1 protein-coding gene (running past one end of the window) is annotated in these 13,097 nt (G+C 75.0%); it reads right to left on the minus strand.

Translation table 11 applies throughout. The features are described from left to right. Nucleotides 1–27: 27 nt before the first annotated feature. Nucleotides 28–13,097, minus strand: the 3' portion of a protein-coding gene (locus tag SD460_RS34055) for a type I polyketide synthase (protein ID WP_318307277.1). Its footprint extends 6,988 nt past the window's final position; the window shows 13,070 of its 20,058 coding nt (coding positions 6,989–20,058); the start codon falls outside the window, past its right edge — the gene reads right to left on this strand; it ends in the stop codon at nt 28–30.

Raw genomic sequence — 13,097 nt, forward strand, 5'->3', positions numbered from 1 at the left:
AAAGTGCCGCCTCGGTCGGTCCCCGGGTCAGTCCTGGTCGCCGCCCAGGACGAAGCGGACCAGGTCGTCCGCGTCCATGTCGCCCACGTCGCCGTCCTCGTCGGGCGCCTCGGGCTCGTCCGCGCGGTCCGCCGCCTCCGACAGGAGCTCCATCAGGCCCAGCGAGCGCAGCTGGTCGAACGACACCGACGCCAGGAACTTCCGGACGCGGGCCTCCTCCGCCGACGCCGGGACGTCGTCCTCGTCGCCGAACAGCTCGCGGTGCAGGTGGGCCGCCACCGCCTGGGAGGTCGGGTGGTCGAACACCAGGGTCGACGGCAGCCGCAGGCCGGTGCGCTCGCCCAGGACGTTGCGGACCTCCACCGCGGCCAGGGAGTCCACGCCCATCTCCCGGAACGCCTGGGACGGCTCGATGTCGCCCGGTTCGCCGTAGCCGAGCAGCTCGGCCGCGACCGTGCGGACCAGCTCGAGCAGCGCGTCCCGCCGCTCGGCCGGGGCCAGCCCGGCCAGCTCCTCGTGCAGCGTCGCCTCGGCCACCACCGCGTCGCGTTCGGTGTCGCCCGCCGAAAGGGCCTGGCGGACCTCCGGCAGCTCGCTGAGCAGCGCGCTTTCGCGGGGCAGCGTGAACGTCTGCGCGAAGCGGTTCCAGTCGAAGTCCGCCGCCAGCAGCGAGCCGCGGACGCTCAGGGCGCGGCCGAACGCCACCATCGCCTCTTCCGGGACCAGGGGCACCAGGCCGTGGCGCTGCATGTGCTCGAGCATGTCGCCCTGCAGCGCCATGCCGGCCTCACCCCACACGCCCCAGCCGATCGACACGCCCGGCAGCCCGCGGCGTTCGCGGTCCTCGGCCAGCGCGTTCAGGTACGCGTTCGCGGCGGCGTACGCGCTGAGCTTGCCGCTGCCGAGCATGCCCGACACCGACGAGTACAGCACGAAGAAGTCCAGCGGCCGGTCCCCGACCAGCTCGTCGAGGTGCCGCGCACCCTCCACTTTGGACCTCAGGACGCCTTCGACCTCGTCCAGGGTCAGCGCGACGACGTCGGCGCCGTCCTGGGCGACGCCCGCGGCGTGCACGACCCCGCGCAGCGGGTCCGACTCGGGCATCTCCGCCAGCACCGCGGCCAGCTGGGCGCGGTCGGCGACGTCGCACGCGACCACCGACACCTCGGCGCCGCGATCGGTCAGCTCCTCGACGAGCTCCGCCGCGCCCGGCGCGTCGGGGCCGCGGCGGCTGGTCAGCACCAGCCGCCGGACGCCGGCGTCGGCCAGCCAGCGGGCCGTCTCGACGCCGAGCGCGCCCGTGCCACCGGTGATGAGCACCGTGCCCGGACCGGCCAGCGCCGGGGTGACCGACGGGGTCTCCGCCGCCGTGGTGCGCCGCAGGCGGCGGCCCAGCAAGCGGCCGTCGCGCAGGGCGATCTGGTCTTCGCCGCCGAGGCCGGCCAGCACGTGCGGCAGGTGCCGCAGGTCGGCTTCGCCGGGTTCGGCGGGCAGTTCGACCAGGCCGCCCCAGGCCGCCGCGCGTTCCAGCGCGACGGTGCGGCCGAAGCCCCAGACCGCCGCCTGGCCGACCGTGTCGGCGGCCGCGTGGCGACCCTCGACCGGCAGCGCTTCGCGGGTGAGGCACCACAGCTTGGCCTCGACCCCGGCCCGGGCGAGGGCCTGGACGAGCACCGCGGTGAGCACCACGCCCGGCGGCGCGGTCGGTGCCGCGTCGATCGGCCGCGTGCTCAGCGCGAGCAGCGAGACGACGGCGTCGAACGTCCCCGGCAGCTCCCCGAGCCGGGCCGCCAGCGCGGCGGGGTCGTGGTCGGTCACGGTCAGGACGGTGACGTCGCCGGGCAGCGCGCCCAGCACCCGGCCACCCCAGTCGCCGGTGTCTTCGGGGACGACGGCCAGCCAGCGGCCCGGGTCGGCGTGGCCCGCCGGCGGCCTCAGCGGCGTCCAGTCGATGCGGTACCACCAGCGGTCGACGGCGGCTTCGGTGCGCAGCTTCTCCCGCCACGACGCCAGCGCGGGCAGCACGGCGTCCAGCGCGGCCCGGTCGACGTCCAGCGCGGAGGCCAGTGCCCCGCCGTCGGTCGCCGCGACCATGCCCCACAGCCGCGCGTCGGCCGCGCTCTCGCCGCCCTCGGAGACGGCCGGCGGCGCCGGCTCGGGCCAATAGGTTTTGCGTTGGAAGACGTACGTCGGCAGCGGCACCCGCGCGGTGACGCCGGCGCGCTCGTAGAAGGCGTTCCAGTCGATCGTGACGCCCTGGGCGTGCGCCCCGGCGACCGCGGTCACCACCCGGCGCCAATCGCCTTCGCCGGTGTGCAGGGTTTCCTGGAACACCAGCGGTTCGCCGGTGCGGTCCATGGTCTGTTCGAGGGCCATCTTCAGCACCGGGTTCGGGCTGGGTTCGAGGAATGCGCTCGCCCCGCCGGCCACCATCGCGTCGGCCGCCTCGCCGAACAGCACGGTCTGGCGCAGGTTGCGGTACCAGTACCGGGCGTCCAGCTCCGCGGTGTCCAGCAGGCCGCCGGTCACCGACGAGTAGAACGGCACGGCCGAGCTGCGCGGGGTCACCGGCGCGAGCAGTTCCAGCAGGTCGGCTTCCAGGAGCTCGACCTGCGGCGAGTGCGCGGCGAAGTTCACCCCGGCCAGGCGCCAGCGCATCATGCCGGCGGCGGAAAGCCGCTTCTCCAGCTTCGCCATGGCGGTCTCGTCGGCGGAGACGGTGACCAGCTTGGGACCGTTGACCGCGGCGATCGAGACGTCTTCGCCCACCAGCGCGCGGACGTCGTCGGCGGGCGCGACCACCGACAGCATCACGCCGGTGCGGGCCAGCTTCTGCCGGATCAGGCGGCTGCGCAGGGCGACCACTCGCGCACCGTCCTGAAGGGACAGTCCACCCGCGACACACGCGGCGGCGATCTCGCCCTGCGAGTGCCCGGCGACCGCGGCGGGTTCGACGCCGAACTCGCGCCACAGCGCGGCGAGCGACACCATCACCGCCCACAGCGTGGGCTGGACGATGTCGACCTCTTCGAGCGCCTCGGCGTCGTCGAGGACGTCGAACAGGGACCAGCCGACGAACTCGCTCAGCGCCGCGGCGCACTCGGCCATCCTCGCCGCGAACACCGGCGAGGCGGCCAGGAGGTCGCGAGCCATCCCGGCCCACTGGGAACCCTGGCCCGGGAAGACGAAGGCCGGGTTGCGGGTGCCGAACGCGCGCCCGGTCACGACGTCCGGGGCCGCTTCGCCCGCCGCCACCGCGGTGAGCGCCGCGACGAGCCCGGCCCGGTCCTCGCCGACGACGACGGCCCGGTGCCCGAACGGCGTCCGGCCCGCGAGCGCCCGGCCGACGGCGGCGATGTCCTGGTCGGCGAGGTGCGCCAGCAGCCGTTCGGCCTGGCCCCGCAGGGCACCGGCGGTCCGGCCGGACAGCACCCACGGCACGATCGACGGCGCCTCGGCGGGTTCGGGCGCGGGCACCGGCGCCGGGCCGGCTTCGAGCACGGCGTGCGCGTTGGTGCCGCTGATGCCGAACGACGACACCGCGGCGCGGCGCACGCGCCCGGATTCCGGCCACGGCCGCGCTTCCGCGAGCACCTCGACGCCGCTGCCGTCCCAGTCCACATGGGACGACCGGGTCTCCGCGTGCAGTGACCGCGGCAGCACGCCGTGGCGCATCGCGAGCACCATCTTGATGATCCCGGCGACGCCGGCGGCGGCCTGGGTGTGCCCGATGTTGGACTTGACCGAGCCGATCGGCAGCGCGTTTTCGCGGTCGCGGCCGTAGGTGGCGATGAGAGCCTGCGCCTCGATCGGGTCGCCGAGCGCGGTGCCGGTGCCGTGCGCCTCGACCGCGTCGATGTCCGAAGTGGACAGACCGGCGCTCGCGAGTGCCTGCCGGATCACGCGTTGCTGCGACGGGCCGTTCGGCGCGGTCAGGCCGTTGGACGCGCCGTCGGAGTTGACCGCGCTGCCGCGGACGACCGCGAGGATCTCGTGGCCGTTGCGGACCGCGTCGGACTGCCGCTCCAGCACCAGCATCCCGACGCCCTCGGCGAAGCCCAGCCCGTCGGCGTCGTCGGAGAACGCCTTGCAGCGCCCGTCCGCGGCGAGGCCGCGCTGGCGGCTGAAGCCGATGAAGGTGCCCGGCGTGGCCATCACGGTCGCGCCGCCGGCCAGTGCCAGCTCGCACTCGCCGCTGCGCAGCGCCTGCGCGGCCAGGTGCAGGGTGACCAGCGACGACGAGCACGCCGTGTCGACGGTGAGCGTCGGGCCTTCGAAGCCGAACGTGTAGGCGACGCGCCCCGACGCGACACTCGGGGAGCTGCCGTTGCTTTCGTAGCCGTCGGTGTCGGCGAGGTGGTTGAGCGTCAGGCCGTAGTCGTTGTACATCACGCCGACGAACACGCCGGTGCGGCTGCCACGCAGGCTCGCCGGGTCGATGCCGGCGCCTTCGACCGCCTCCCAGCCGGTTTCCAGCAGCAGCCGCTGCTGAGCGTCGGTGGCGAGGGCCTCCCGGGGGTTCATGCCGAAGAACTCGGGGTCGAACTCGCCCGCGTCGTGCAGGAAGCCGCCTTCGCGGGTGTAGGTCGTGCCCGGGTGGTCCGGGTCCGGGTGGTAGAGCGAGGCGACGTCCCAGCCGCGGTTGGCCGGGAACGCCGTGATGGCGTCGCGTTCCTCGGTGAGCAGCCGCCACAGGTCGTCGGGCGAGGCGACCCCGCCCGGGAAGCGGCAGCTCATCCCGACGATGACGATCGGGTCGCCGGCCACCGCGGCGGGCGTCGGCGTCTCGTCGGCGACGGCCCCGGAACCGAGCAGCGCCTCCAGGAGGTGCTCGCCCAGCGCGGCGACGGTCGGGTAGTCGAACACGGCGGTGGCGCCGAGCCGGACGCCGGTCGCGCCGTCGAGCCGGTTGCGCAGTTCGAGCGCGGTCAGGGAGTCGAAGCCGAGCTGCTGGAACGTCTGGCCGGCGTCGATCGAGCCGCCGTCGGCGTGTCCGAGCACCTGCGCGACCTGGGTGATCACCAGGTCGCGGACGGCACGGGTGCGCCCGGCGGCGTCGAGCGCGCCGAACCGCTGGACCAGCCCGACGGCCGCTTCGGCGCCCGCCGCGGACCGCTTGAGCGGGACGCGGATGAGGCCGCGCAGCACCGGCGGGACGTCACCGAGGGCGCGCAGCACCGGCAGGTCGAGCCGGACGGGGGCGACGTCGGGGACGCCCGCGGCGAGCGCGGCGTCGAACAGGCTCGTGCCGAGCTCGGCGGGGATGGCCGGGGTGCCCGCGCGAGCCATCCGCGCGAGGTCGGCGTCGGACAGGTCGCTGGTCATGCCGCTGCCGGACGCCCACGGACCCCACCCGAGCGAGGTGGCGGGGAGGCCGGCCGCGTGGCGGTGCCGGGCGAGGGCGTCGAGGAAGGCGTTGGCGGCGGCGTAGTTGGACTGGCCCGCGGTGCCGACGGTGCCGGCGACCGAGGAGAACACGACGAAGGACCGCAGGTCGCGGGTCAGTTCGTGCAGGTTCCAGGCGCCGGCGACCTTGGGCCGCAGGACCCGTTCGAAGCTCTCGGCGGTCTGCGAGCCGAGCACGCCGTCGTCGAGGACGCCGGCGCTGTGCACGACGGCGGTGAGCGGGTGGTCAAGCCCGTCGAGCAGGGCTTCGAGTGCGTCCCGGTCGGCGACGTCGCACGCGGCGGTGGTGACTTCGGTGCCGTGCGCGGCGAGTTCGGCGACGAGGGTGGCGACTTCCGCGGGGTCGCCCCCGCTGCGGCTGACGAGCAGCAGCCGCCGCATCCCGTGCTCGGCGGCCAGGTGCCGGGCGAAGACCGCACCGAGGCCACCGGTGCCGCCGGTGATGAGGACGGTGCCGTCCGGGTCGCCGAAGTCCCGCGCTTCGGGCGGGACCGCGACCCGGGCGAGGCGGCCGCCGTGCACCCGGCCGTTCTTGACCGCGACCTGGGGTTCGTCCGCCGCGAGGGCGGCTTCGAGGTGCTCGCCGGTGCCGTCAAGGTCGACGAGCGTCAGGCGGCCCGGGTGTTCGGCCTGGGCGGAGCGGACCAGGCCCCACACCGCCGCGGCGACGGGGTTGCCCTCGGTGGCGCCGCGGGTGACGACGGCCAGGCGGGTCTCGCGGAGGCGGTCGTCGGCGAGCCAGCGCTGGAGGAGGTCGAGGACGCGGGTGGTGAGGTCGAGGGCCTCGGCCGCGGGGTCGTTGCCGGGCGGGTCGAGGAGGGGCAGGACCAGCAGCTCCGGTGCGGCGGTGGCGGCGGCTTCGAGGTCGGTGAAGGTCACCGCACCAGGGAGCACCTCGGGCGCCCCGAGGACTCCGACTTCGGTGAGGTTCTTCGGTTTGACGGCCAGCGGGGTCCACGTGAGCCGGTACAGGTTCTCCTGGCTCACCGCGCGGATCTCCGTCGGCTGGCGCAGGCGCAGTGTCGCCACCTCGGCCACCAGCGCGCCGGACGGGTCCGCGATCGTCAGCGAAACCCCCGCCCCGGCGCGGGAAATCCGTACCCGGACCGAAGCCGCGCCGGTGGCGTGGAGTTGCACGCCCTCCCACGCGAACGGCAATCCGGCCTCGCCGCCGAGCAGGCCGATCGCGTGCAGGCACGCGTCGAACAACGCCGGGTGCAGGCCGAACGCACCCGCCTCCCCCGCGTCGTCCGGGGGCAGCGCCACCTCGGCGTACACCTCGTCGCCGGACTGCCACGCCGCCCGCAGGCCGCGGAACGTGCCGTCGTAGGACAGCCCGCCGTCGGCCAAACGCTCGTAGTGACCCGACAGATCAACGGAATCCGCGGCGGGCGGCCACGGAAAAGCGTCCCCCTGCGGACGCTGCGGGCCGAGCACGCCGGTCGCGTGCTGGACCCACATCGAGTCGTCGCCGTCCTCCGGTCGCGAGTGGACGGTCATGGTCCGGCGCCCGTCCTCGCGCGGCGCGGACACGCGCAGCTGCAGCTGGACCCCGCCGCGCTCGGGCAGCACCAGCGGCGCTTCCAGGGTGAGGTCGTCCAGGCACGGCGTCCCGGCTTCGTCCCCGGCCCGCAGCGCGAGCTCCGCGAACACCGTCCCCGGCAGCACCACCGCGCCGCCGACGACGTGGCCGCGCAGCCACGGGTGCCCGGACACCGACAGCCGGCTCGTCAGCAGCACCTCGCCCGATCCGGCCGGGCGCACCACGGCCCCGACCATCGGGTGGCCGCCGACACCGAGGCCCGCGGCCGTCGCGTCGCCGCGCGGGGTCGCGCCGCCGCGGGGCCAGAAGCGCTCGCGCTGGAAGGCGTACGTCGGCAGGTCCACCCGACGGCCGCCCGGCAGCACCGCCGCCCAGTCGACGCGGGCCCCCACCACGTGCAGCCCGGCGAGCCCGGACAGGACCGCCCGCGGCTCAGGGGTTTCTTTGCGCAGCAACGGGACCGTGTGCGCGTCGGCCAGGGTGCCTGCCGTCATGGCGGAGAGGACGCCGTCCGGGCCGAACTCGGCGAACACCCGCACGCCGTGCTCGTGCAGCGCCGTCACGCCGTCGGCGAAGCGGACCGTCCGGCGGACGTTGTCCACCCAGTGGTCCGCGGTGAAGTCCGTGACGAGCGCGCCGGTGACCGTCGAGACCACCGGGATCCGCGGCGGCGCGTAGGCCAGTTCCGAGGCCACCGCGCGGAATTCGTCGAGCATCGGGTCCATCAGCGGCGAGTGGAACGCGTGCGAAACGGTCAGCTGCTTGCTCTTCTCGAACCGGGCCGCAACGGCGAGCACCGCCTCTTCGGCACCGGCGAGCACAACGGCGTCCGGGCCGTTGACCGCGGCGATCGCGACGTCGTCGCCCAGCAGCGGCTCGACCTCCGCAGCGGTGGCCCGCACGGACACCATCGCGCCACCGGCCGGCAGCGCACCCATCAGCTCCGCGCGCGCCGCCACCAGCGTGCACGCGTCGGCCAGGGTCAGCACGCCGGCGACGTGCGCGGCCGCGATCTCGCCGACCGAGTGCCCGAGCACGTAGTCGGGCCGCACGCCCCACGACTCGAAGAGCCGGTACAACGACACTTCCAGCGCGAACAGCGCGGGTTGCGCCGCGGCCGTGTCCGCGAGGCGGCGGGAGTTCTCGCCCCAGACGATCCCGGCCCACTCGCCGGGCAGCTGCTCGGCGATCGCGTCCCAGGCCTGCGCGAAGACGGGATAGCGCGCGTAAAGCAGCCGTCCCATGCCCAGCCGCTGGGCACCCTGACCGGCGAACAGCGCGGCGAGCTTCGCCGATTCGGCGACCCGCCCGGTGACGACGGCCGGGTGCGGTTCGCCGGACGCGAGTGCGTCCAGGGCCGCGGCCAGCTCGGCGCGGTGCTCCGAGAGCACGACCGCACGGTGGTCGAAGGCGGCCCGGCCGGTCGCGAGGGTGTACCCGGCGTCGACGCGGTTGACGTCGAGGCCGCTCAGCCGCGCGGCCTGCTCGCGCAGCGCGCGGTCCGTGGTGGCCGACAGCGGCCACGGCACCACTCCGGCGTCCGGAGGCGCCTCGCCGAGCGCCACCGAGGGGGCCTGTTCGATGATCGTGTGCGAGTTGGTGCCGCTGATGCCGAACGACGACACCGCCGCGCGCCGCACGCGGCCGGTCTCCGGCCAGGCCCGGTTCTCGGTGACGACTTCGACGTCCCCGGACGCCCAGTCGACGTGCGAAGACACCTCACCGGCGTGCAGTGACGGCGGGACGACGCCGTGCCGCAGCGCGGCGACCATCTTGATCACGCCGGCGACGCCCGCCGCGGCCTGGGTGTGGCCGATGTTCGACTTGACCGAGCCGAGCAGCAGCGGCGTTTCCCGCTCCTGGCCGTAGGTCGCGAGCAGGGCCTGCGCTTCGATCGGGTCGCCCAGCGTGGTCCCGGTGCCGTGGCCTTCCACGACGTCGACGTCCGAAGTGGACAGTCCGGCGACGGAAAGCGCCTGCCGGATCACGCGTTGCTGCGACGGTCCGTTCGGGGCGGTGAGGCCGTTGGACGCACCGTCGGAGTTGACCGCGGACCCGCGGACCACCGCCAGGATCGGGTGGCCGTTGCGCTGAGCGTCGGAAAGCCTTTCCAGCAGCAGCATCCCGGCACCCTCGGACCAGCCGACGCCGTCCGCGCTGTCCCCGAAGGACTTGCAGCGGCCGTCCGGCGAAAGCCCGCGCTGGCGCGAGAACCCGACGAACGTCCCCGGCGTCGACATCACCGTGACGCCGCCGGCGAGCGCCAGCGAGCACTCCCCCGAACGCAGCGCCTGCGCGGCCCAGTGCAGTGCCACCAGCGACGACGAACACGCCGTGTCGACCGTGACCGCCGGGCCTTCCAGGCCCAGCACGTAGGCGACGCGGCCGGAAGCGACGCTCCCGGCACTGCCGTTGCCCTGGTACGCCTCCAAGTCCGCGCCCGCGACCAGGCTGTTGTAGTCGTTGTACATCACGCCGGCGAACACGCCGGTCCGGCTGCCGCGCAGGCTGCGCGGGTCGAGACCGGCCCGCTCGAACGCCTCCCACGAGACTTCCAGCAGCAGCCGCTGCTGGGTGTCGGTGGCGACGGCCTCGCGCGGGCTCATCCCGAAGAACGCGGCGTCGAACTCGGCCGCGTCGTGCAGGAAGCCGCCGTGGCGGGTGTAGGACGTGCCCGGGTGGTCCGGGTCGGGGTCGTAGAGCGCGTCGACGTCCCAGCCGCGGTCGGCCGGGAACTCGGTGATCGCGTCGGTGCCGCCGGTGACCAGCTCCCAGAGCTGCTCGGGCGTGGTGACGCCGCCCGGGTAGCGGCAGCTCATCGCGACGATCGCGATCGGCTCGTCGGCCACCGCGGCGGTCACCGGCGCGACCTCGACCCGGTCGCCGTCACCGTCGTCCAGGACGTCGGCGAGGTGGCGGGCCAGCGCGGTCACCGTCGGGTAGTCGAACACCGTCGTGGCGGGCAGCGCGACGCCGGACGCGGCGGTCAGCTTGTTGCGCAGGTCGACCGCGGTGAGCGAGTCGAAACCCAGCTCCTGGAACGTCTTCGCGGCCGGGACGGCAGTGGCGTCGGCGTGCCCGAGCACCAGCGCGACCTGCTCACGCACCAGCGTCAACAGCGCTTCGGAGCGCTCCTCCGACGTCAAGCCGGCGAGGCGGCGGAGCAGGCCGGCAGCCCCGCGCCCGGCCTGCTTGCGGCCGGTGACGCGGACGAGGCCGCGCAGCAGCGGCGGGATCTCCGGCTGGGTCCGCAGCACCGGGAGGTCGAGGCGGACCGGCAGCAGCACCGCGTGGTCGGTGGCCAGTGCGCGGTCGAACAGCCGGATGCTCTGCTCCGGCTGCAGCACCGGCATGCCGAGCCGGGCCATCCGCTCGAAGTCGGCGTCGCTGAGCGTCCGGGTCATCCCGGTCGCCGCGGCCCACGGGCCCCAGCCGAGCGACTGCGCGGGCAGGCCGCCGGCCTCGCGGTGCCGGGCGAGCGCGTCGAGGAAGGCGTTGGCGGCGGCGTAGTTCGCCTGCCCGGCGCCGCCGAAGGTGCCGGCGACCGAGGAGAACGAGACGAACGCTTCGAGCGGGAGGTCGCGGGTCAGCTCGTGCAGGTTCCAGGCCGCGTCGACCTTGGGCCGCAGCACGGCCGCGAGCCGTTCGGGCGTGAGCGAGCCGAGGACGCCGTCGTCGAGGACGCCGGCGGTCTGCACGACCGCGGTCAGCGGGTGCTCCGGCGAGACGTCGTCGAGCAGCGCGCGCAGGGCGTCGCGGTCGGCGATGTCGCAGGCCCGCACGTCGACCTGCGCCCCGGCGGCGGTGAGGTCGGCGGCCAGTTCGGCCGCGCCCTCGACGGCCGGGCCGCGGCGGCTGACCAGCAGCAGGTGCCGGGCGCCGCGCTCGGTGACCAGGTGCCGGGCCAGCAGCCCGCCGAGCCCACCGGTCCCCCCGGTGATGAGCACGGTCCCGTCCGGATCCCACCCCGCACTTTCACGTGAAAGTGCGGCTCCCTGGTCGTCGCTTTCACGTGAAAGCGGCGCTTTGCGCTTCAAAGCGGAGCTTTCACGTGAGAGCGGCGCGTCGGCGCGGGCGAGGCGGGCGGCGCGGGGTTCGCCCGCCACCAGCGTGAGCTGCGGTTCTCCCGTCGTGAGGGCGTTCGGCAAGGCGGCCAGGGACGCGTCGGTGCCGTCGAGGTCGATGAGCGCGACGCGGCCCGGGTGCTCGACCTGCGCGGTGCGGACCAGGCCCCAGACGGCGGCCGCGGGCAGGTCGGCCCCGGTCGTCGCGCCCCGGGTGACCAGCACCAGCCGGGCCGGGTGCGCGCCGGCCAGCCAGTCCTGCAGGATGCCCAGGACGTGCGTGGTCAGTTCGTGCGTCTCCCGGACGACGTCGGCGCGCTCGTCCGCGGCGATCGGCCACAGGACGACACCGTCTTCGGCGGCCAAGGGACCGGAAAGCCGGGCGGCGTCGGGGAAGACGCCGGCCACGCCGAGCGGGTCGACGCCGGCGACCGAGACCGCGGCGGTTTCCGGGGCGCCGACGGCGATCGGCGTCCACTCGAGCTGGAACAGGGAGTCGCGGTCGGCCACCGGGACCGCGGACTGGGGCCGCAGCACCAGCGAACGCACGGTTGCGACCGGCTCGCCGTCGAAGTCGGTCAGGTGCAGGGACACCGCGTCGTCGCCGGCGGGCGAGACGCGCAGCCGCACCGCGCCCGCGCCCGAGGCGTGCACGGTGACGCCCTCCCACGAGAACGGCAAGGCACCCGGCCGCACGACCGGACTGAACGACGTGGCGTGCAGACACGCGTCGAGCAGCGACGGGTGCAGCCCGAACGTCTCGGCGGACTCGTCCTCGGGCAGCTCGACTTCGGCGTAGACATCCTCGCCGTGGCGCCAGGCGGCGGTCAGGCCCCGGAAGGCCGGGCCGTACTCGAAGCCCTGGTCGGCGAACCGGTCGTAGAAGCCGTCTAGGTCGATCTCGGCGGCGCCGTCCGGCCGGGTGACCGGCGAAGCGGGCTCGCCGGTGGTGCGCAGCGTGCCGCCGGCGTGGCGGGTCCACAGCTCGTCGGGGGCGTCCTCCCGGCGGGAGTAGAGCGAGATCGGCCGCTCGCCGTCCGCACCCGGGGCGCCGACGGCGATCTGGACGTGCGTGCCGGTCTCTTCGCCCAGGACCAGCGGTGCTTCGAGGGTCAGCTCGCCGACGGCCGGGCAGCCCGCCTGCTCGCCGGCCGCGGCGGCCAGCTCCAGCAGCGCGGTGCCGGGCAGCAGCACCGAACCGGCGATCCGGTGCCCGGCGAGCCACGGGTGCGCGGCGAGGGAAAGCCTTGCGGTGTAGAGGAATCCCCCGGACTCGGGCAGCTCGATGCCGCCGCCGAGCAGCGGGTGGGCGACGGCGTCGAGGCCGGTGCCGCCGGTCAGCAGGGCCACGCGCGGCCAGAACCGCTCGTGCTGGAACGGGTACGTCGGCAGCTCGACCCGACGGCCACTCTCCACATAGGACGCCCACTCGACGTCGACGCCGTGCAGGTGCAGCGCGGTGAGGGCGTCGACGACCGAGCCTTCCTCGTCACGGTCGCGGCGCAGGCACGGCACGGCGACCGCCTCCGGCGGCAGGGTTTCCGCGGCCAGCGCGCTGAGCACGCCGGCCGGGCCGAGTTCCAGGAACGCCGTGACGCCGTCCCGGACCAGGGTCGTCAGGCCGTCGGCGAACCGGACGGCGCCGCGGACGTGCCGGACCCAGTAGTCCGCAGTGGACAGTTCCGGCCCGGCGACCGCGCCGGTCAGGTTCGACACCACGGGGAGGTCCGCGGGCGCGTACTCGATCGTCTCGGCGACCGCGCGGAACTCGTCGAGCATCGGGTCCATCAGCGGCGAGTGGAACGCGTGGCTCACGTCGAGACGGCGGGTGCGGTGGCCGTCCGCGGCGAACACGGCGGCGATCTCGGTGACGGCGTCTTCGGCACCGGAGATGACGACCGACTCCGGCCCGTTGACCGCGGCGATCGACACCCGGTCGGTCAAGGCGGCCGCAACCGCGGCTTCGGGCGCGTTGACGGCGACCATCGCCCCGCCGGCGGGCAGCGCGGCCATCAGCCGGCCGCGCGCGGCGACCAGCCGGCAGGCGTCCGCGAGGGAGAACACCCCGGCGACGTGCGCCGCGG

This window comes from Amycolatopsis solani, assembly GCF_033441515.1.
Lineage (GTDB): Bacteria > Actinomycetota > Actinomycetes > Mycobacteriales > Pseudonocardiaceae > Amycolatopsis > Amycolatopsis solani.